At 66.7% G+C, this 20,569-nt stretch carries 14 protein-coding genes and 1 tRNA gene; 9 read left to right on the top strand and 6 right to left on the bottom strand.

From position 1 onward, the window contains the following. The first annotated feature begins 4 nt into the window (after positions 1-4). The 3 genes from RIT73_RS14880 (at position 5) to RIT73_RS14870 (ending at position 2,943) form a co-directional block, all read left to right on the top strand. Complete coding sequence (locus tag RIT73_RS14880; RefSeq protein WP_309132876.1) at positions 5-628, top strand: L-threonylcarbamoyladenylate synthase; 624 nt, start codon at positions 5-7, stop codon at positions 626-628. 270 nt (positions 629-898) lie between these two features. Further along, positions 899-1,642 (top strand): SDR family oxidoreductase, encoded by a 744-nt coding sequence (locus RIT73_RS14875; protein ID WP_309132875.1) that lies wholly within the window; start codon positions 899-901, stop codon positions 1,640-1,642. A 101-nt stretch (positions 1,643-1,743) separates the two neighbouring features. Next, positions 1,744-2,943: an acetyl-CoA C-acyltransferase gene (locus RIT73_RS14870; protein ID WP_309132874.1), complete on the top strand. Its 1,200-nt coding sequence runs from the start codon at positions 1,744-1,746 to the stop codon at positions 2,941-2,943. Between the two features lie 234 nt (positions 2,944-3,177). On the opposite strand, the gene RIT73_RS14865 is transcribed toward RIT73_RS14870, so the two are convergent. Next, the gene (locus tag RIT73_RS14865) at positions 3,178-5,823 is read right to left on the bottom strand and encodes an HNH endonuclease signature motif containing protein (RefSeq protein WP_309132873.1); all 2,646 of its coding nucleotides are present in this window, start codon (positions 5,821-5,823) and stop codon (positions 3,178-3,180) included. Between the two features lie 380 nt (positions 5,824-6,203). On the opposite strand from RIT73_RS14865, the gene RIT73_RS14860 reads away from it, so the two are divergent. Both RIT73_RS14860 and RIT73_RS14855 read left to right on the top strand, forming a co-directional pair. Continuing rightward, positions 6,204-7,520 (top strand): MATE family efflux transporter, encoded by a 1,317-nt coding sequence (locus tag RIT73_RS14860; RefSeq protein ID WP_309132872.1) that lies wholly within the window; start codon positions 6,204-6,206, stop codon positions 7,518-7,520. Continuing rightward, positions 7,517-8,206, top strand: coding sequence for a GNAT family N-acetyltransferase (locus tag RIT73_RS14855; RefSeq protein ID WP_309132871.1), 690 nt, complete (start codon positions 7,517-7,519; stop codon positions 8,204-8,206). The genes RIT73_RS14860 and RIT73_RS14855 overlap by 4 nt, the downstream gene beginning before the upstream one ends. A gap of 18 nt (positions 8,207-8,224) precedes the next feature. Here RIT73_RS14855 and RIT73_RS14850 read toward each other — a convergent pair whose 3' ends face one another. Both RIT73_RS14850 and RIT73_RS14845 read right to left on the bottom strand, forming a co-directional pair. Then, positions 8,225-9,592, bottom strand: coding sequence for a M1 family metallopeptidase (locus RIT73_RS14850; protein ID WP_309132870.1), 1,368 nt, complete (start codon positions 9,590-9,592; stop codon positions 8,225-8,227). After that, positions 9,528-13,574, bottom strand: a complete 4,047-nt coding sequence (locus RIT73_RS14845) for an amino acid adenylation domain-containing protein (protein WP_309132869.1) — start codon at positions 13,572-13,574, stop codon at positions 9,528-9,530. Before RIT73_RS14845 ends, RIT73_RS14850 begins: the two co-directional genes overlap by 65 nt. Positions 13,575-13,826: 252 nt before the next feature. On the opposite strand from RIT73_RS14845, the gene RIT73_RS14840 reads away from it, so the two are divergent. After that, positions 13,827-15,041: an amidohydrolase family protein gene (locus RIT73_RS14840; RefSeq protein ID WP_309132868.1), complete on the top strand. Its 1,215-nt coding sequence runs from the start codon at positions 13,827-13,829 to the stop codon at positions 15,039-15,041. A gap of 20 nt (positions 15,042-15,061) precedes the next feature. Here the strand turns inward: RIT73_RS14840 and RIT73_RS14835 are convergent, their stop codons facing one another. Beyond that, positions 15,062-16,246 (bottom strand): M20 family metallopeptidase, encoded by a 1,185-nt coding sequence (locus RIT73_RS14835; RefSeq protein WP_309132867.1) that lies wholly within the window; start codon positions 16,244-16,246, stop codon positions 15,062-15,064. 190 nt (positions 16,247-16,436) lie between these two features. Here RIT73_RS14835 and RIT73_RS14830 point away from each other — a divergent pair, with 190 nt between their 5' ends. Beyond that, positions 16,437-16,937 carry a VTT domain-containing protein gene (locus tag RIT73_RS14830; RefSeq protein WP_309132866.1) on the top strand — a complete coding sequence of 167 codons (501 nt, stop codon included), beginning with the start codon at positions 16,437-16,439 and terminating at the stop codon, positions 16,935-16,937. Between the two features lie 60 nt (positions 16,938-16,997). Here the strand turns inward: RIT73_RS14830 and RIT73_RS14825 are convergent, their stop codons facing one another. Then, positions 16,998-18,497: a sugar porter family MFS transporter gene (locus RIT73_RS14825; protein WP_309132865.1), complete on the bottom strand. Its 1,500-nt coding sequence runs from the start codon at positions 18,495-18,497 to the stop codon at positions 16,998-17,000. A gap of 365 nt (positions 18,498-18,862) precedes the next feature. Here RIT73_RS14825 and RIT73_RS14820 point away from each other — a divergent pair, with 365 nt between their 5' ends. Further along, positions 18,863-19,096: a hypothetical protein gene (locus RIT73_RS14820; RefSeq protein WP_309132864.1), complete on the top strand. Its 234-nt coding sequence runs from the start codon at positions 18,863-18,865 to the stop codon at positions 19,094-19,096. Beyond that, positions 19,096-20,307 carry an MFS transporter gene (locus RIT73_RS14815; protein WP_309132863.1) on the top strand — a complete coding sequence of 404 codons (1,212 nt, stop codon included), beginning with the start codon at positions 19,096-19,098 and terminating at the stop codon, positions 20,305-20,307. The genes RIT73_RS14820 and RIT73_RS14815 overlap by 1 nt, the downstream gene beginning before the upstream one ends. A gap of 140 nt (positions 20,308-20,447) precedes the next feature. Here the strand turns inward: RIT73_RS14815 and RIT73_RS14810 are convergent. Next, positions 20,448-20,521 (bottom strand) — tRNA-Pro (locus tag RIT73_RS14810). Positions 20,522-20,569: the final 48 nt, after the last annotated feature.

Genomic DNA, 20,569 nt, shown 5'->3' with positions numbered 1-20,569 from the left:
AGGTATGGCGACTCTACTGAACATTCATCCTGAGAACCCACAGAACCGTTTGATCGAGCAGGCTGCGCAGGCCTTGAGGGACGGCGGACTGATCGCCTATCCCACCGACTCCTGTTACGCGTTGGGCTGTGCGCTGGACAACAAGGCGGGGATCGAGAGGATCGCCCGCATCCGTCAGCTGGATTCCAAGCACCACTACACCCTCATGTGCCATGACTTCGCCCAGCTGGGGCAGTTCGTCAACGTCGGCAACTCCCACTTCCGCACCATCAAGTCGATGACCCCCGGCCCCTACACATTCATCATGAAAGCCACGAAAGAAGTTCCACGGCGGATGATGCACCCGAAGAAGCACTCGGTGGGCGCACGGATTCCGCAGAACGCGACGGCACTGGCCCTCGTCCAGGCGATGGGGGAGCCCATCCTGTCATCGACTCTGCTCATGCCCGGCGACGAGGATCCGCTCAACCGGGCCGAGGACGTGATGGACCGTCTTGCCAATGACGTCGACATCGTCATCGAGTCCGGAGTTCCCGGACTCGTTCCCACCTCGGTCATCGACTTCACCGGCGGTGAGCCCGATGTCGCACGCGTCGGTGCCGGCGACGTCTCGCGCTTCGAAGGCTGAGGCGGGCGGTAGGCTGAGGCGGGCGGTAGGAGGCGCACGACTGCGATGAGTCGTGGCGACCGCCTCGGCGGTTGAGTCACAACACTCGAGCCCGGAACAGCGATCGATCGAATCGCGGTTCCGGGCTTTTCCGTTTCCCCAAAGTCTGATCAATCAATCGTTCAGCGGTGGAATTGGTCTACTCTTGAGTCAATGGCAAGGAGACCGACATCACTTCTCGGGCCTCTTGCCGGTGGATCGAGATGAAGCCGAAAACGAAGGACGGGGAGTATGTCACGCACAGCAATCATCACAGGCGGCGGCCGCGGCATCGGAGCGGCGATCGCTGGGCGATTGAGCTCGGACGGCATGAAAGTCGCAGTGCTCGACATGGGGCCGACCGAGGCGACCGTCGCGGAGATCAAGTCGGCCGGTGGTGAGGCGATCGGACTCGAGGCTGATGTCTCCGACGAGGTGTCGGTGCAGTCTGCGGTGGAACAGGTGGCGGAGAAGCTCGGCCCACCGACGGTCCTCATCAACAACGCCGGGATCCTGCGCGACAATCTGCTGTTCAAGATGAGCTATGAGGAGTTCCAGAAGGTCCTCTCCGTCCATCTGGGCGGCGCATTCCTCATGGCCAAAGCCGTGCAGTCCTACATGGTCGAGGAGAAGTACGGTCGCATCGTGTCGATGTCATCCACCTCGGCGCTGGGGAACCGGGGGCAGACGAACTATTCCGCGGCCAAAGCCGGCATCCAGGGCATGACGAAGACCTGGGCGATCGAGCTGGGCAAGTTCGGGGTCACGGCGAACGCGATCGCCCCCGGTCTCATCGAGACCGAAATGACCAGGGCGACGGCCGAGCGGATGGGCGTGGGCTATGAGGAGTTCGTCGCGGCCGCGGCCAAGCAGATTCCTGTGGCCAGGACCGGCCGTCCCGAGGACATCGCGCACACGGCGTCGTTCCTCGCCTCCGAGGGGGCGGGCTTCGTCTCCGGCCAGGTCATCTACGTTGCCGGTGGACCGCGGGACTGAGTCTGCAGCGCAACCCTGCACTTGGAGCATCCGCAGCAGGACTCCTGCACTTTGAGCATCCGCAGCAGAACCCCTGCACTTTGAGAACTTGAGAGGAAATCATGCGAGAAGCAGTCATCGTGTCCACTGCCAGGACACCTATCGGCAAGGCCTACCGGGGTGCGTTCAATGACACGCAGGCCCAGGAACTGGCCGGCCATGTCGTTGCCCACGCCGTTGAACGCGCTGGACTCGAAGGCGGTGAAGTCGAGGATGTGATCCTTGGCGCCGCGCTGCAGCAGGGAAGCCAGTCCACAAACATCGCACGACAGGGCGCATTGCGGGCCGGACTTCCTGTCACTGTTCCAGGGATGTCCATTGATCGTCAGTGCTCGTCGGGCCTGATGGCGATCGCCACCGCCGCGAAGCAGATCGTGATGGACGGTCAGGAGATCGCCGTGGGCGGTGGCGTGGAGTCGGTTTCGCTGGTGCAGAACGACAAGATGAACACCTACCGTGCCAAGGATCCGTGGCTCGTCGAGAATGTCCCCGGAATCTACTACCCGATGCTCGCCACCGCCGAGGTGGTGGCAGAGCGCTACGGAATCAGCCGAGAGGCGCAGGACGAGTATGCTCTGTCCTCGCAGCAGCGGACTGCGGCCGCGCAGGAAGCCGGTCGCTTCGACGACGAGATCGTTCCGCTGCCGTCGACGAAGGTCGTCGTCGACAAGGAGACGAAGGAGTCCTCGCAGCAGGAGGTCACGCTTACCAAGGACGAGGGCAACCGTCCGTCGACCACGTTGGAGAGCCTCGCCGGCCTCAATCCCGTGCTCGAACCCGGGGCCGCGTCCAAGGTGCCGAGCATCACTGCGGGCAACGCCTCCCAACTTTCCGACGGTGCGTCGGCCTCTGTGCTCATGTCGGGCGACGAGGCGAGCCGTCGTGGATTGTCACCGTTGGGGATCTACCGCGGCATGGCAGTTGCTGGTTGCGCACCCGATGAGATGGGCATCGGCCCCGTCTTCGCGATCCCGAAGCTCCTGAAGACACACGGGTTGAGCATCGACGATATCGGTCTGTTGGAACTGAACGAGGCGTTTGCAGTGCAGGCGCTGTACTGCCGTGATCGGCTGGGCATTGACCCGGAGAAGTACAACGTCAACGGTGGCGGAATCTCGATCGGTCACCCCTATGGAATGACCGGTGCTCGTCTGGTCGGTCACGCGCTGATCGAAGGACGCCGTCGAGGAGTCAAGTACGTCGTTGTGACCATGTGCATCGGCGGCGGGCAGGGAGCCGCAGGACTGTTCGAGGTCTGCTGAGCTTGGGACGGGACAGGTCTGGTGAACTGCAGGACCGGTTGAAGTCCGCTGAGCCGTGCGGTGGACTGAGGTCGGCTGGAATTCGCGTCCGATTGAGGTCCGCTGGGATGCAGGACCGGTTGAAGTCCGCTGAGCCATGCGGCGGACTGAGGTCGGCTGGGATGCGGGACTGATCTATGTCGGCGGGACCGATCGAGGTCTGCGGGATGAATAGCGGCTCGCCGTGTCGCCGCCTCAGAAGGGTGGGGACTCTCCGGTGTCCCAGAACCATTCCTTGAGTTCGCCGCCGACAGGATCCTTGAACGGGTTCACGTATTCCGTCCACCCCGGTGCACCATTCTCCGGCGCGGGGCCAGGGCGAGTGGGCGCTATCCGGCGCTCGCCGGTTCGTGGTGTGTTGTTGGCAGCGGTTGCCTTGGCTGTGCCGACGACTGGCGTGCCGTCAGCCACTGAGGTGTGTTTGTCTGTGGCCGAACCGTCGAGGTCGGTGACCCGGTCATGCGCGCCATTGCCCGAGTTGCAGTCGTCATCGGTCGAACCGCGGGCATCGACTGAGCCATGTGCATCGTTGATAGCATCCCGTGCGCCGCCGGCTGATCTGCGAACAGGGCGCAGCTGACCGATGGGTGGCGAACCAGGGCGTTGGATCGAATCTTCGGTCGCTGGCGCGAAGTGTCTGAGCGTGTCGAACAGCTTGAGCAGCATCCGAGCATGCTCAGTGTTGGTCGGGTTGTCGGGTGAGACGACCTCGGTGCTGGTGCCGTGGCTGAACACGTACTCAACACAGCCCGGCGATGTCATCTCGACCGAGAATTTCCTGTCTGTCTTTGCCTGGTGATGCTTGCGGCACAGGGGCATGAGGTTGCCGAAGCGGGTGAGGCCGCCGTTCTCCGGAGAGTCATGATTGTAGGGATCGATGTGGTCGATCTCCGAGGTCAGAGCGTTGCGGGTGCATCCTGGCGCAGTGCAGTTCATCCACTGAGCGACGATGGTGCGGCGAACCTCAGCCGGGATGGCATAGCTGGTGGCTTTGGCATCGAGTGGGGTGCCGGTGGCGGGGTCAGTGAGAATTCGCATCCAGGTTTTCGAGTGGGACGCGATCTTGCGTGCCATGTCAGCCGGCAGTGGGGACCCGTCGGGCAGCATTCCCGCCAGGTCACAGACATCCATGGTCTCGGTCTCGCCGGTGTTCTCACTATCGGTGACTTGCGAGGAGTCCGTCATCAGGGTGAGGAAGGGGACGGTGACGACCGTCGTCGCCTGGTGGGAGAGCCAGTAGTCGTGGGTCGGCAGCTCGAGGAGGATCTGATAGCTACAGGACCCACCTGTCCCTGGAATGCGAGTCCTCGCTCCCAGTTCCTGAATGCAGGGATCCGCGTCGCCGGCGCTGCTGTCCATGGAAGTTTCAGTGGCGGGCGACGCATCGGCAGGGGAGCGTGGGGAGGCCTCCTCGACCGCGGAGTGTGGAGAAGTCGCTGCCGCCTCAGGTGCATCGGAGGCTGCGTCTGCGCCGCCGAAAGTCCGGTTGATGTAGTCCGCGAGGCTCTCCAGAGTCGGGCACGGCGCACCGTCGGGCCGAGCGACGAGATCGTCGATGGGGAAGTCGGTGCTGGTGGTCTCTCCCGTGGATGTGTCGTGAGCAGTGATCCGCAGTTTCAACTGGGGACGCGTGCGGGTCGCGATGTCGAACATCAGAGAATCGATGCCGCGGGTGTCAGCGAACTCGTCGCCGGGCTTCAGTTGGTCCACGAATGCGCTCGTGTTGCCTGAGCGAACAGCGCGGGCGAAAGCTTCGATGCGCCGGTAGTAGGCGTAGAGCTCAGGTGCCGGCCCGGTCAGCGTCAGGTAAGCCGTACCGTCGTCGCCAGTGCTGATATCGACGCGGCGGCGAGCGGAAACCTTCTCGAGAGTCTCGATGGCAGGTTGCACAGCGGCGATCTTCAGAGCGAGCGAACGCGCGAACGACTCGATGGTGATGTCGGCTCGGCGCTCGGCCAGGTAATCGTCGAGGGCGGGAAGGTACGTGAAGGCGACGTCTCGGCAGCGGCGGGTGGCGACATTGACGTGTTCGATGGTGAACTCACCGTTGAGGCACCGCTGGTGGAACTTCGGCAGCCCATGGACGAGCGTCAGGGCCGAGGTGATGTGCCTGTATGTGTTTGAGATACTCGCTCCGAGCAGCGTGGCGAATTCACAGATGTCATCGGCACCGGCGTTCTGATGAACCCAGCTGTTGAAGGTGCTGGAGGGCCGAAAGTCGGGGAAGAGGGGCAGCGGCACAGGAGGGCGCTGAACATTGGTCTCCGGCGCCGACTTCTGCTGCCGCCGGAGAATGCGACGTTCTTTGCGTCCGAGCTTCTGCTTGCCCTTCGAGATCCGCCGTTTGCCCTTCTTCGCATTCGTGCTGTGCTGAGAACCGGTGGGGCGGGATACCGCCGAGGGATGAGAACCGGCAGCGGGATGAGGACCGGCAGCGGGATGAGGACCGGCAGCGGAGAAGGAGTTCGTCGTATCGCGCTCGGACGCGGAGGCTGCGATTTCGGGGGCCGTGGCTTCGCTTGAAGCAGGGGAGAGGGAGCGTGCAGATGCTTCCTGCGCTGTCCTGTGGTTCTCAACGGTCTCTGCCAGCGACGTGAACTCGTACAGCTCTTCATCGCTGGGGTGCACGAGGCCGAGGTGGTGGACGACGTCCTGGATGAACAGGGTGCTGGTCCCCGCGAGAGCAGCGAGTTGAGCCTGATCGCTGATGGAGTACATGGTGAGGAGTTCGTGGAAGGGCGAATCCCCATCGACTTCCAATCCCCGAACCGCGATGCATGATTCGACAGAGGGCACCAGGGAAGAGAGAGCCTCGATTCCGCGATTCGGAGAGTACTTCACGAGTGCCGCCTCCTTCCCACTTCTCCGTGGTTCCTGTTTCTATTCTAGTGCAGTAGGCTACTGTTGCGTATAACAATTCGATTAAATATAGAACGGAAGATCTGTAATGCTCGGGCCAGGCGAGGGTCGCTTGTCTACTGCGTGAGGAGTAATGCTTGCTTCCTTGGAATCCATCGTCGACGCACTCTCCGTTCGTTAGTCCTCTGATCGTCGCATCCGCCACTGACACGAGATCACGACCGGCGTGAGCTCTCGGCCGTCGCCCGTATCCACCGGTGTGCTCAGCCCCGTTCACCGGATACATCAGATCCATAGCCGGGCTCGCCCGACTCTTGGCCGGGGACGCCGGACTCCTCGTCGGGTTCGTTAGACTCAACCGCGTGGCAGCGATCGACAAGGACATTCTCCGTTTGGCCCTTCCCGCCCTCGGAGCTCTGATCGCCGAACCCATTTTCCTGCTCTCGGACACGGCCATGGTCGGTCACCTCGGCGCGGATGCCCTCGGGTCGCTCGCGATCGCCTCGACGATCCTGCAGACGGTCCTCGGTCTGATGATCTTCCTCGCCTATGCCACGACTCCGCGGGTGGCGAAGCGAATGGGCGCCGGCGACCGGTCGGGAGCCATCACGGCGGGATTCGACGGCATCTGGCTGGCCCTGTGCACCTCGGTCATCCTGCTCGCCATCGGCCTGCCACTGCTCGGCCGCGCGATCGCAGCCTTTGATCCGACTCCGGGAATCACGGGAGGCGCACAGGCCTATCTCGCGATCTCCTGGTGGGGCCTGCCCTTCATGCTCGTCGTCATCGCCGCCACCGGACTCCTGCGCGGACTCCAGGACACCCGCACTCCCTTGATCGTGGCCGCCGCAGGCTGTATCGCGAACATCGGCCTCAACGCCTTCTTCATCTACGGCTTGGACATGGGAGTCGCGGGCTCCGCGCTCGGGACGGTCATCGCGCAGGCCGGGATGTGCTCGATCTACGTGCTCATCGCGATCCGGGCGGCGAAACGATTCGACGCGAGCCTCAGGCCGCACTGGGCCGGCGTTCTCACCTCGGCGAAGACTTCCGGGTGGTTGCTTCTGCGCAACGCGTCACTGCGGGCGTCCCTCATCATCCTCGTCTTCCTGGCAACCGCATTGGGAACAACTGAACTTGCCGCTATCCAGGTTGCCCAGAGCATCTTCTTCGCCCTGGCGCTCGCCCTCGACTCTCTCGCGATCGCGGGCCAGGCGATGATCGGTCTGCAGCTGGGGAGGAAGGACGCCGAGGCGGTGGCCGCGATCAACCGGCGCCTGTGCCTGTGGGCGCTGATGTTCGGAGTCCTCGTCGGGGCCGTTCTTCTCGCCGGCACCGGCTTCATTCCCCGCGCATTCTCCTCCGACCCCGAGGTGGTCGAAACACTGCGGACCCTGCTTCCGGTCCTCGCGCTGAGCATGCCGATCGCGGGCTATGTGTTCGTGCTCGACGGGGTGCTGATGGGCGCGGAGGACGCTCGGTACCTGGCTCTGGCACAATTGGTAGCCGTTGCCGGTTACGCACTGCTGCTCATCCCGGTCACCACGCAATGGCCCGGAGCACTGGGGCTGTGGGCGTCATTCTGCGTGGGGTTCATCGGACTCCGTGGTCTGACCCTGGGGTGGAGAGTGCGCAACCGCAATTGGATCCACCGTGCAGTCGAGAAAGGAATCTCATGAACGAAGACAAGACGATCGCCCCCGCCGAGGTGGGGGCCGGGGCCGCTGACACCGACGTCACAGCGGCCGATGGGGGCGCGAACTTCTGGATCCTGCCGCTGTCGGCGGACTCGGCCAAGAAGGCGATCCCGCCGTTCCTCGACCTGTGCATCAACTGGTCGATGGACAAGCCACATATCGACCTCGACGAGATCCTCGAACGCGACGATGCGAAGTTCTACTTCGAGGACTGGGGCCGGACCGGTGACATCGCCGTCGCCGCCTGGGACAGAGTGCCCGAGGACACGAGCTTCGCGAACGCCATGTCCGCATCGAAATCGGCACGCTCAGCGGACGAATCAGCAGCGCCGGCCGACAGATCGGACGACGCGATCGGCACCAGCCGGGAGCGCGACATCATCGGCCTGGCCTGGCTGCGGTTGAGCACCGAGGAATCGACCGGCTTCGGCTGGGTCGCCGCCGACATCCCCGAGCTCTCGCTGGCCGTGCGTCCCGAGTACCAGGCCCACGGGGTCGGCACCAGGCTTCTCGAAGCGGCGTGCTCACTGGCCAGGATGAGCGGCCATCACGCCGTCAGCCTCGCCATCGAGGACGGCAACACCGCGGCTGATCTCTTCCACAAGCGCGGCTTCGTCGCCGTCGGCCGCAACGGCGACTCGGACATCCTCGTCCGCCAGCTCGGCTGAAGAAGGCTCCGCCAGCGCCTATCCGCGCGGCGTCGGCAGCTCCGGCAGCGCCGTCTCGGTCAGCCACGGGCGGACCACCTCGGCGATGTCGGTCGCTGCGACCTTCGAGACGCAGTCGACGAACGCGGTCGTGTCGACCGAGGCGTGCCGGTGCTGGACCGTCCACTCCCGCAGTGCCGCGAAGAACACCTCGTCGCCGAGGTGGAGGCGCAGGGCATGCAGGCACAGCGCGCCGCGCTTGTACACGCGGTCGTCGAACATCGACGGTCCACCGGGATCGCCGAGCAGGATGTCCTGCGGCAGGCCCGCCAGCGTCTCCCACCACTGGCGGGCGCAGGCGTCCGCGCTCATGCGGCCGCTCGCTTCCGACCACAGCCATTCCGCGTAGCAGGCGAAGCCCTCGTTGAGCCAGATGTCGGACCAGCGCCGAGGTGTCAGTGAGTTCCCGAACCACTGATGCGCCATCTCGTGGGCGATGAGGCGCTCGGCCTCCCACTCCGGGCCCAGGTGGTTCGGTCCCAGCACCGACAGCGGCTGGGACTCGAGAGGGATGTCGAGTTCGTCGTCGGTGACGACGACGTCGTAGCGGTCGAAGGGGTAGGGGCCGAAGCGCTCGGCGAACAGATCCATCATCGGGTGCTGCACGCGCAGCCGGGCCGAGGCCTCGTGCCAGTGCTCTCCCGCGTGGAGACCCAGGGGGACGGGCGCGACGGGGGTGTGCGCCTCGGCGTCGATGCGGCCCTGCCGGTAGCGGCCGATCTGAACGGTCGCCAGGTAGGTCGCCAGCGGCACATCCGATTCCCAGGTCCATGCCGTGCGCCCGGCCTTGCGCACCCTATCGATGAGCCGGCCGTTGGACACGACCGTGTACTCGGACTCGGTGAGCACCTTGATCCGATAGGTGGCCTTGTTCGACGGGTGGTCGTTGCAGGGGAACCAGGTGGAGGCGCCGACAGGCTGGCCGGCGACGAGGACACCGTCCTCGAGCTCCTCCCAGCCGATGTCGCCCCAGGCGCCGATGGCCGGCTGCGGATTCCCGACATAGGCGATGTCGATGCGCACCGGCTGGTTGCTCGGCAGCGGTTCGGTGACCAGATTCAGCTTTCCGTCGCGAGCGGAGAAGCGGATCTTGCGGCCATTGACGGCGGCCTTCGTCACCCGCATCCCCGTGAGGTCGAGGGCGATGGCCCTGGTCTCGGTGAGCACCCGGCCGGTCAGCCGCGCTCGGGCCGAGAGCCGGTTGGGGCCGATCCGGTAGTCGAGATCGAGATCGTAGTGGTCGATGTGCAGATCCGGGTTCCCGGCTCCGGGGGTGTAGGGATCAGGCATGCTGGTGCGCGAGTTCATCTGAGTCTGCGGCAGCGGTGGTGGGAAGTTCCGGGGCATCCACCCAGGGTATGACAGGATTGCCGCTGAAGTAGGCGTGGGCCGGCACGAACTCCCCGCGCATCACCAGTGACGTCGCTCCCACCGTCGCATTGGCCCCCAGAGTCGAGGCGGGCAGGATGACGCTGTTGGGCCCCAGGGACGCACCCTTCTCGAGCTCGACGGTGTCGAGGCTCATCACCCGGTCGTGGAACAGGTGGGTCTGGACCACGCAGCCGCGGTTGATCGTCGAGTTGTCACCCAGTGTCACGAGGTCCGCCTCGGGCAGCCAGTAGCTCTCGCACCAGACGCCGCGGCCGATCCTCGCACCCATCGCCCGCAGGTACCAGACGATGGCCGGGGTGCCCACCGCATTGCGCGTGAACCAGGGTGCGGCGACGAGTTCGACGAAGCAGTCGGCGACTTCGTTGCGCCAGATGAACGAGGACCACAGTGGATGCTCGCCGGGGTTGATGCGACCGACGAAGACCCACTTCGCCGCGACTGCGATGCCCGCGGCCATCGCTCCCGCCGCCATCATCACGATCCCCGAGGTGAGCAGTGCGAGTCCGACGGGCACGAGGAACGACTGCGCGAACCCGGAGCCCGCCGTCGTCGTCGCGCTGCCGCCGGACAGCGCGAACCCGGAGCCCGCGGGGGCGATTCCGGGGCCGGCCGTCGTCAGCCCCGCGCTCGCCTCGGCGGGGAGTTCGAGCAGGAACTGGATCGTGAGGATGACCGCGGCGATGAGCGCCCCGCCCACCATCACCGAGGTGATGCGCAGGGTCTCCCAGAAACCGCGGGCCGCCCTCACGCCGAACTTCGGTGCGTAGGTCAGCGATTCGTCGGCAGCGACGGTTGCCCGGCGGAGCTGGACCGGGGGAGAGCCGAGCCAGGAGGAGCCCTTCTTCGCCTTCGCCGGGGCTGCCGAGAGCACGGCCACGAGTGCATTCTTCGGCACGCGGCGACCCTGGGAGGCGATGCCCGAATTGCCGAGGAAGGCCCGTTTGCCCACTTTGGCCCGGCCGGCGCGCATCCACCCGTGGCCGAGTTCGTAGCTGGCCACCATCGTGTCGTCGGCGAGGAACGCCCCCGCCGCGATCGTCGTCATCTTGGGGACGAAGACCAGGGTGGAGATCTCGGTTCCGGGGCCGACCTTCGCCCCCAGCAGCCGCAGCCACCAGGGCGTGAGCATCGACGCATAGAGGGGGAAGAGCAGATCCCTGGCCAGGTCGAGGAGACGTTCGGTGGCCCAGATCCGGTAGCCGCGGGCGGACCGGACGGGGAACTCGCCCTCCTCCATCCCGATCGCCAGCAGCCGCACGGAGATGAGGATGAGCAGGGCAGTGCAGAGGAACCAGACACAGGCGATGAGCGGCGACCAGGCGAGGACGAGCCAGGGCGATTCGAGGACCTCGACGCCGGACACGGCGATCATCAGCGCCAGCCCGGGCACCGCCGCGAGATACGGCAGCGTCGCATTGACCTGGGAGCCGAGCGCATAGAACAGGAAGGGAAGCTTGCGTCGTACCGGTGGGGCGGGCCAACTCTTCTTCGCTTTGCCGATCCGCACGGCAGGAGAGCCCGAGTGGATCTGATTCTTCCGCACCTTCCCGGTCACCGCCGACCCTGCCTCGATCAGCGCGCCGGCGCCGATGCTCGTGCCCGGCATCAGGGTCGAGCGGGCGCCGACCGTGGCGTGCTCACCGACCTCGATGGTGCCGATGCGCAGCAGGTCGCCATCGACCCACCAACCCTTGAGATCGACCTCGGGCTCGATGGCCGCTCCCTCGGCAAGCGAGAGGAACCCCGTCACCGGCGGAACCGAGTGGAGGTCGGCGCCGGGCCCGATCCTGTTGCCCAGCAGCTTCGCGTACCAGCTCACCCACGGGGCGCTCGCCACCGAGACGGCGGCCGCGAGATCGGCGATGTGCTCGGCGAGCCACAGGCGTTTGTGCACCCAGCCCGAGCGCGGATAGACGCCGGGGGTGACTCCGAGCAGCAGGAGCCTGGCGGCCGCCGCCGAGATGAGCATCCGTCCCCAGGCGGTGACGAAGACGAGGAAGAGAACGGCCACGACCGGCCACGGGGTGAACGGGAGACGGGCGCCGAGGAGGGTGCCGAGATTCGCGAGCACCATCGCGATGACGACCCACCGGACCCCGCCGAGGATGTGCACGGGAATGCCGAGCAGAGTCTGGAACGCCTGCATGCCCTTCGAGGTGCGCCCGATCCGGCGCCGAGGACGCGCGGTCGCTGCGGCTCCCGACTCGCCGACGCAGAGGGTGCTCAGGGCGCCGAAGCGCGGGTGGGCGTAGACATCGCCGACGGTGACGCTGGGGTGCCGGGTCCGCAGCCGGGAGACGAGCTGCGCCGCAGCCAGGGATCCGCCGCCGGAGGTGAAGAAGTCCGCGTCCGGGCTCGGACGGGTGCCGAGGACCGCCGTCCATTGGTCGGCGATCCAGGCCGACTCGGGATCGAGCTCGGCGAGGCCGTCCTCGGTCCCCGTCTCGGCCGCATCTGACGTCGGCCAGGGCAGGGCGTTGCGGTCGACCTTGCCCGAGGTCTTCGTGGGCAGTTCGTCGATGAGCGTCAGCCGGGGCACCAGTGCCGCCGGCAGTTCGGTCCGCAGGGCTTCGTCCCATTCCGCCAGCCGCGATGCGGCGTTCGGGTCGTGAGAGGCGATGTAGCCGACGAGGATGTCCGTGCCGGCCGGTGTCCGCTTCACCGCCGCCGCGGCTCCTTCGACGTCGGACAGGGACTGCATGGCAGCGTCGATCTCGCCGAGTTCGATCCGCCGCCCGCCGAGCTTGATCTGCTCGTCGGCGCGTCCGACGAAGATCAGTCCCTGCGGGTCATTGATGACGAGGTCACCGGAGCGATATGCCCGGTCCCAGCCGAGGCTCGGCATCGGCGCGTACTTCTCGGCGTCCTTGGCGGGGTCGAGATAGCGGGCCAGGCCGACGCCGGAGATGATGAGCTCACCCGTCTCGCCGGCGGCGACCGGCATGCCCTCGGCGTCGACGACGGCGAGGGCCCATCCGTCGAGCGGGAGGCCGATGCGGACGGGCTCCGATCCGTCGAGCCGCGCCGCGCAGGCGACGACCGTCGCCTCGGTGGGGCCGTAGGTGTTCCACACCTCGCGTCCCTCGTCGCTGAGCCGTCGGCCGAGTTCAGGGGGACAGGCCTCCCCGCCGAAGATGAGCAGGCGGACAGCGTCGAGGCTGTCCGCGGGCCACAGGGCGGCCAGGGTGGGAACGGTCGAGACCACCGTGATGCCGCGCGAGGACAGCCATGGGCCGAGATCCATTCCGGACTTCACGAGCGCGCGCGGGGCGGGCACCAGGCAGGCACCGTGACGCCAGGCCAGCCACATCTCCTCACAGCTGGCGTCGAAGGCCACGGACAGGCCGGCGAGAACCCGGTCCCCGGGTCCCAGCGGCTCCTCGGTGCAGAACAGGGCCGCCTCGGCGTCGACGAAGGCCGCAGCGGAGCGATGGGAGACTGCCACACCTTTCGGGGTGCCGGTCGAGCCCGAGGTGAAGATCACCCAGCAGTCGTCGTCGGGGGTCGGCTGACGCAGTTCGGACCGGGCCAGCGGCCCGCGATTCGTGCGCGACTCGATCGTCGGGCCTGCGGTGATGACTCCGGTCACGGCCGCCTCGGTGAAGACGGTGCGAGCTCGCTCCTCGGGGTCGTCGACGTCGACGGGGACGTAGGCGGCGCCGAGCATGAGGACGGCGAGGATCGAGACGTAGAGATCGACCGAACCCGAGGGGACGCGCACGCCGACCTTGTCCCCAGGGCCGATCCCGGCGTCTGCCAGCTGCAGAGCCAGATCCCGCGTCGCGCCGAGGAGCTCACGGTAGGTCAGTGAGGTGCGTCCATCGTCGAGCGCCGGCTGGTCGGGATGCGCCCCGGTGGTCTCGAGGAGCACGTCGATGAGCGTGCAGTCGTGGCGGGGGCGAGCGGCGGCGGGAAATTGCGGCGGGTGTGCAGTCACAGGGCTTCCGGGTCGAAAGGTGCGCCGCCCGGCGGAATGCCGCCGAACAGGACGCAGTGTCGACTAGGAATGATACTGGCCGCAGGTGTCGGGCAGGTGAACTCGGCCGCGCCTCCGCATCGCATCGCCGTGGACGCCGGCGTCGGGCCACCTCGGCGAGGGTGATGCGGTTATGCCGGGTCCGGACTGCTGTGATAGGTGTGACATGGGACGCCGGTCACAGGGATCGGAGTCCATCGTCGAGGAGGGTCAATGGTCACAGTTCTCACTCATGCCAAGGTGTTCGACGGGACACGGTTCCTGCCCGGGCTGCGCGACGTCGTCATCGACGGCACGCTCATCAGCGCGATCACCGAGGACGGCCAGGGCTCGCACAACGCCTCCGACACCTTCGTCGACTGCTCCGGCCGCACCGTCGTCCCCGGGTTCATCGACTGCCACGTCCACCTGACGAGCACCGGGGCGGGCAACGCCTCGGCGTTCCACGACCCCTTCTCGCTGCAGTTCTACAACTCCGTCAACCATATGGAGAAGACCCTGCGAGGGGGAGTGACGACGGTCCGCGACGCGGGAGGGACCGATCTCGGCGCGAAGGTCGCCGTGGAGACCGGCGTCGTGCGCGGCCCCCGGCTGACGATCGCCGTCAACATCATGTCCCAGACCGGCGGCCATGGGGACTTCCACCTGGTGTCGGGCAGCCAGGCCCCGATGCTCGCCGAGCATCCCGGCCGACCCTCGGGCGTCGCCGACGGACTCGAAGGGGTCCAGCGCAAGGTGCGCGAGCTGCTGCGCGCCGGCGCCGACCACATCAAGATCTGTTCCACCGGAGGTGTGCTCTCACCGCGCGACGATCCCCGCCACTCGCAGTTCACCGAGGCCGAGATCGCCGTCATCGTCGCCGAGGCGGCAGCTCAGGGAGCTCATGTCATGTCCCACGCCCAGGGAGCGGCCGGGATCAAGAACGCCGTCCGCGCGGGTGTGCGGTCCATCGAGCACGGGATCTACCTCGACGAGGAGTGCCTCGACCTCATGCTCGAGCACGGCACCTTCCTCGTGCCGACGCTGCAGGCGCCACAGGCGGTGATCAAGGCCGCCGAGGCGGGGTTCCCCCTGCCGCTGCCCGTCGTCGCGAAGGCCCATGCCGTCGTCGAGCATCACCTCGTGTCGATCTCCCGCGCGCATGAGGCGGGGGTGCGAATCGCGATGGGCACCGACGCCGGAGTCGGACCGCACGGGGAGAACCTCGAGGAGATCAGCCTGCTCGCCGACACCGGAATGTCGACCGCCGAGGCGCTGGCCGCCGGCACCTCGGTCGCCGCCGAGCTCCTCGGCCTGGAGGACGTCGGTCGGGTGGCCGAAGGGGCACTCGCCGACCTCGTCGTCATCGACGGGGACCTCAGCGTCGAGGATGTGCGCGGCATCGAGAACCGCGTCGACTCCGTGTACCTCGACGGCACGTTGGTCTGAGGGGTGCCCGGCTCAGCCGCTCAGTCTGCGAGCCGGGTGAGTGCGAGGTGCGCGAGCGCGGCCGCCTGATCGGCGAGCACCGCGTCGTCGAAGAGGACATGCGGGGAGTGATTCCACGCCACGGTGTCGGGATCGATGCCCTCGGGTGAGCAGTGGAGGAAGAAGAACGTGCCCGGCACCTCCTCGAGGACGAAGGAGAAGTCCTCCGAGCCCATCAGCGGCTGCTCGACCGTGTTGATCCGTTCCTCCCCGAACAGTCCGCGGAGCTCGGAGACGACCCATTCGGTCTGGTCCGGGGTGTTGATCGTCACGGGGTACTGGACCTCGAAGTCCACCTCGGCGGTGCAGCCGTGAGCGGCCGCGATGCCGGAGGCGAGGCGATTCGTTTCGGTCCGCATCGTCTCGACCGATTCGGGGGACAGGGTGCGCACGGTCGCCCCCAGTGATGCCTGCGGCGGGATCACGTTGATCGCGTCCCCGGCCTGGAGCTGCGTCACCGAGAGCACGACCGGATCGAATACGGAGAACCGGCGCGTGACCATGGTCTGCAGCTCGGAGGCGATGGCGAGCAGGGCGGGGACCGGGTCGGTAGCGGTCTGCGGCTGGGAGCCGTGCCCGCCTTTCCCGTGGACGGTGACCTGCAGAGTGTTCGATCCCGCCAGTGCAGGGCCGGACTTGATGCTGAACGTCCCGCGCGGTCCTGGGGCGACGTGGATGCCGTAGGCGGCGATCGGGCGCTCGCCGGCAGCCTCGAGGACGCCTTCGTCGAGCATCACCTTCGCGCCCTTGTAGCCTTCCTCGCCGGGCTGGAACATGAAGATCACGGACCCGTGGATGGACTCGCGCTTGGCGGCCAGCAGCTTCGCGGCGCCGACGAGGCCGGCGGTGTGGAGGTCGTGGCCGCAGGCGTGCATGTTCCCGTTCGCGGCGGCGAAGTCGATTCCGGTCTCCTCGGCGACGGGCAGTCCGTCCATGTCCCCGCGCAGCAGCACGGCCGGACCCGGGTGCGCCCCGCGCAGGACGGCGACCACCGAGGTGGTTGCGGTGCCCAGGGTGATCTCCAGGGGCAGTCCGTCGAGGGCTCTGAGGACCGTGGCCTGGGTTTCGGGCAGGTCGAGGCCGATCTCGGGTTGGCGGTGGAGGTCCCGGCGGAGGGCGACGAGTTCGGGGAGGAGGGCGGTGGCTTCGGTGCGCAGTCGGGTCATTCGAGGTCCCATCGTCGGTGTGGATCCGTCCCCGGAGGTGAGGACGGCATCCGATGTGCTGAGGAGAGCGTCCTCGGTGCGAGGAGTGTTCCGATCATATCCACCGTCTCCCTGCGCCCGACTCGGGTGGGGTCGCTAGAATCGGTGCGTGAGACGGCGAGAGGACTGAGAGAATGAGGAACAACCGGCGATGAACCCCTTGAACTGGTCGCTGCCGGTCTTCGTCACCTGGCTGATCCTGTTCGGCATCATCCTCGCGCGTGCCGGAGGCACCTTCCTGCTCGGGCGTCTGGCCCGGAAGGGAATGCGCCGGATCCAGCGGGTGGAGAAGATCATGTCCGGGCCCAAGTACCGGAAGGCCGAACGGATGATCGAGCGCTACGGTGCGCCCGTGATCGTGCTCAGCTTCCTCATGATCGGAGTGCAGACGGTGCTCAACCTCGCCGCAGGCACCACCGGGATGAGCTATCGGCGCTATGTTCCGGCGCTGGTGATCGGCGGCTCCCTGTGGGCGCTCATCTATTCGACCGTCGGCTTCATCGGCTTCCGGGCGCTGGCTCACGCGTACGAGGCCGCTCCTGGCCTGACCGTGGGACTGGGCGCCTGCGTCGTCCTCGCGATCGGCGGCCTGCTCATCGGCCTGAAGAAGGAGGGCGACGTGCCCGAGACCCCGGTCCCGGGCACCGCCTGAGGGCTCAGCACGAACTCTGAAGGGTCGCCTCTGCCTGATGGCTTCGCTCCACCCCTCGGCTCAGCTTCGGGGAGAACTCGCCTCGGTGCCCTCTGCCCTGGGGCGCCCATGCGACGAGAAGTCCTCGACCATGTCCTCGAGTTCGACTCCCTTCGTCTCCGGCACCTTCCACCAGACGAAGACGAACGAGAGGAAGGCGAAGAACGCGTAGAAGCCGTAGGCGAAGGTCAGACTGATCTCGGAGAAGACCGGGAACGTCGTCGAGATGAAGAAGTTGGCGAGCCACTGAGCCGCCGCGGCGACGGCCAGAGCTCCGGCGCGGATCCGGTTGGGGAACATCTCGCCCAGCAGCACCCACACCAGGGGACCCCAGGTGGCGCCGAATCCGACGACGAACGTGTTGGCGGCGATGAGCGCGATGATCGACCACGGAGCTCCCAATTCGGCGCTGGTGGTGCCGTCGGGGGCGGTGACGAGCTCGGCGAACGAGAACGCGATCGCCATCATCGCCAAAGAGACGCCCATGAGCAGGGAACCGGCCAGCAGCATCTTCCTCCGGCCGACCTTGTCGACGAGGAGGATGGCGACGATCGTGACGGCGATGTTCGTCACCGAGGTGATCACCGACGTCAACAGGGCACTCGATTCGTCGAACCCGACCGACTTCCACAGTGTCGTGGAGTAGTAGAAGATGACGTTGATGCCGACGAACTGCTGGAACACCGACAGCAGGATGCCGATCCAGACGATCGGCTTGAGACCGAGGCGGTTGCCGAGGAGGTCCTTGAACGACTCCCGATCCTCCCTCTGGATCGAGATCCGGATGCGCTCGATGAGGCGGTCGGTGTTCGTCTCACCGGTGAAGTGCCGCAGCACACGGGCGGCTTCGTCCTCCTTGCCGCGCGCGACGAGGAACCTCGGCGACTCAGGAAGGCCCAGGGCCATGAGCCCGTAAACGAGCGCCGGGATCGCTTCGACCATGAACATCCAGCGCCAGGTCTCGATGCCGAACCAGAACTGCTCCGCGGCGCCGCCGGAGATGGAGGCGAGCAGAGCGTTCGACAGCAGGGCCGCGAAGATACCGCTGACGATGGCCAGCTGCTGCAGGGAACCGAGGCGTCCGCGCACCCGGGCGGGAGACACCTCGGCGATGTAGGCGGGAGCGATCACCGATGCAGCACCGACGCCGACTCCGCCGATCATCCGCCAGATGATGAGGTCGAGGACGCCGAAGGCCAGTCCGGATCCGATCGCGGAGACGAGGAACAGGATCGCCGCGACGACCATGACCGGCAGGCGACCGAACCGGTTCGCCAGGCTGCCCGCGAACCAGGCGCCGAGCGCACAGGCGAGCAGTGCCGAGGAGACGGCAAAGCCCTTGATCGCCGCGGTGAGGGCGAACTGGTCGGCCATGGCGTCGACGGCGCCGTTGATGACGGCGGTGTCGAAGCCGAACAGGAATCCGCCCAGGGCGGCGGCGATCGAGATCCCGATCATCCGTCCGCTGACTCTCTGCATCCCGTGAAGACGGGTGTCCTCCGGCTGCTCGTGTTCCGACATGTCGGCCTCCTTGCTCGCATGTGTCTTCCGAGTGCGTGACGGTCGAGTGCGTGCAATCGATCGGGTCGGCATCCGGGTGTGATCAGGTGGGAATGAGTCTAAGCCCATTTCCACCGATTTCGTCGGACAGGTTACTCAGCCGTTGCGGTGCGTCGTCACCGGGGAGCGGCGATCGGAGGTCGACGGGGTCCCGCCTCGGCGGCTCCTGGGTGACGGCGCTGGGGCGACGGCTCGAGGTCAAAGGGGGTCGCGCCTCGGCGGCATCGGGGAGTCTGCAGGAGTCGGTCGACTGCGGCTTAGAGTAGGGCTGTCGACGTCGACGGTCGATCGCACACCGTGCGCCGACGGTGAGGAGGATGGTTCGCATGGTCGTCGCTTGGTGGACCCTTCTCCCGTTCGTGCTCCTGCTGGCGGTCCTGCCGCTGGTCCCTGCCACGGAGAAGAGCAGGGAGAGCAGCCTCGTCAAGCTCGTCAGCTCCCTCATCCGCGGCGTGCCCATCGTGGTGTGGTTCGTCCTCGCCGGAGAGGGCGATTCCGTCACCCACGCACTGATCGAGTACTTCCGCACCGCTCGTCAGGAGACTGTGGCCCCGCGATGATGAGAGAGACTCCAGGCTCCCATGTGAAGGCCGTCGCCGGTATCGGTGTCTTCTTCAGCAGCAACGGACTCCTCTATGCCTCTCTGCTGCCGTGGTATCCGCTCCTCATCGAGCGCCTTGATCTCAGTCCCTGGGAGTTCGGACTGGTCGTCGCCTGCTTCGCGGCCGGAGCTGTCGCCTCGTCAATCCTCCCAGCGCGACTGATCGCGAGATTCGGGTCAGTGTCGGTCACGGTCGTCGGCACCGTCGGGACGGCCTTCTTCGCCGCGCTCGCCGGTTGGTCGACGACTCCCTGGATGCTCGCCGGCTGCCTCTTCCTCCTCGGCGCCTGCGACGCCACCGTGGACGCGGCGCAGAATGTCGCCGGCACGCTGGTGCAGGACCGCGGCGGGCGGACGATTCTGTCCTCCATGCACGCGGTCTGGAGTCTCGGGGGCCTGCTCGGGGGTGCGGCATCGACCGCCGTCGCCGCGGCCGGCCTCGAGCTCCGAGCACATCTGGCCGTGGTCGCGGTCGTCTGCGTCGGTCTGGTCCTGCTCGGTGCGCGTCTCGTCGGGGGAGAGGCTGCCGACCCGCCCTCCCCAAGAACCGTGCTCGGCATCGACGACCTCGGTGAATCCTCCGCTGACGCGGCCACCGCTGACGCCGGGCAGTCGTCGGCCCGACGATCGTTCCTCCGCGCCGTCGTGCCCCTGGCCGTGATCGCGGTCTGCGGCATCATGGTCGAGGACATCGCCAACAACTGGTCGGGCCTGGCCGCCGTGCAGCTGAGCGGCATCCCCGTCTCCGGCGCGGGAATCGCCTTCAGCGTGGCCATCGGAGCCCAATGCCTCGGCAGGTTCAGCGGGGACCTCCTCAGCAACCGGTTCGGAGCCGACCGCATCGCAGGCGCGGGCGGCATCCTCATCGCCCTCGGCGGAGCGGCGATCATCAGCGCCGTGCATCCCGCGCAGCTCCTGGTGGGACTGGCTGCGATGGGCTGCGGTTCGGCGACCTTGGTACCGGGAGCCCTGGGGGCCGCGGCTCATCTGCCCGGAGTCGACCGCGCGGCGGGCGTCACCCTCGTCAATTGGGTCATGCGTCTCGGCTTCCTCGGCACCAGCCCACTCGTCGGACTCATCGCCGCCGGAGGAGGCCTGCGCTGGGGACTGTCGCTAATCGTCGTCATCGGCTTGGTGACCGTGGTCTTCGCCCGTCACCTCAAGCGCTGAACGTCACGGAGCCCTGAACGTCACGGAGCCGCGAACATCACGGATGGCAGGCGGGTCAGGCTCTCGATCACAGTTCGGCCTCAGCCGCATTCGGGCAATGAAAAAGCGCCGGAACATCGTTCCGGCACTTCCATGAAAAGTCGGGCTAGCGGGATTTGAACCCACGACCTCTTCACCCCCAGTGAAGCGCGCTACCAAGCTGCGCCATAGCCCGTTACCGAACACCCTCGTGAGGCAACGAGACCTAGCCTATAACGATCAT

Origin of the sequence: Brevibacterium sp., from assembly GCF_031179145.1 — a bacterium.
Taxonomy (GTDB): Bacteria; Actinomycetota; Actinomycetes; order Actinomycetales; family Brevibacteriaceae; genus Brevibacterium.
The sequence above is the reverse complement of the archived record's forward strand: the minus strand, read 5'-3'. Positions and strand labels throughout refer to the sequence as shown.

What these genes read in the sequence shown, in the direction of transcription:
- RIT73_RS14880 (WP_309132876.1), top strand. Translation starts at nt 5, where the DNA reads ATGGCGACTCTACTGAACATTCATCCTGAGAACCCACAGAACCGTTTG.
- RIT73_RS14875 (WP_309132875.1), top strand. Translation starts at nt 899, where the DNA reads ATGTCACGCACAGCAATCATCACAGGCGGCGGCCGCGGCATCGGAGCG.
- RIT73_RS14870 (WP_309132874.1), top strand. Translation starts at nt 1,744, where the DNA reads ATGCGAGAAGCAGTCATCGTGTCCACTGCCAGGACACCTATCGGCAAG.
- RIT73_RS14855 (WP_309132871.1), top strand. Translation starts at nt 7,517, where the DNA reads ATGAACGAAGACAAGACGATCGCCCCCGCCGAGGTGGGGGCCGGGGCC.
- RIT73_RS14850 (WP_309132870.1), bottom strand. Translation starts at nt 9,592, where the DNA reads ATGCCCCGGAACTTCCCACCACCGCTGCCGCAGACTCAGATGAACTCG.
- RIT73_RS14840 (WP_309132868.1), top strand. Translation starts at nt 13,827, where the DNA reads ATGGTCACAGTTCTCACTCATGCCAAGGTGTTCGACGGGACACGGTTC.
- RIT73_RS14835 (WP_309132867.1), bottom strand. Translation starts at nt 16,246, where the DNA reads ATGACCCGACTGCGCACCGAAGCCACCGCCCTCCTCCCCGAACTCGTC.
- RIT73_RS14830 (WP_309132866.1), top strand. Translation starts at nt 16,437, where the DNA reads ATGAACCCCTTGAACTGGTCGCTGCCGGTCTTCGTCACCTGGCTGATC.
- RIT73_RS14825 (WP_309132865.1), bottom strand. Translation starts at nt 18,497, where the DNA reads ATGTCGGAACACGAGCAGCCGGAGGACACCCGTCTTCACGGGATGCAG.
- RIT73_RS14820 (WP_309132864.1), top strand. Translation starts at nt 18,863, where the DNA reads ATGGTCGTCGCTTGGTGGACCCTTCTCCCGTTCGTGCTCCTGCTGGCG.
- RIT73_RS14815 (WP_309132863.1), top strand. Translation starts at nt 19,096, where the DNA reads ATGAGAGAGACTCCAGGCTCCCATGTGAAGGCCGTCGCCGGTATCGGT.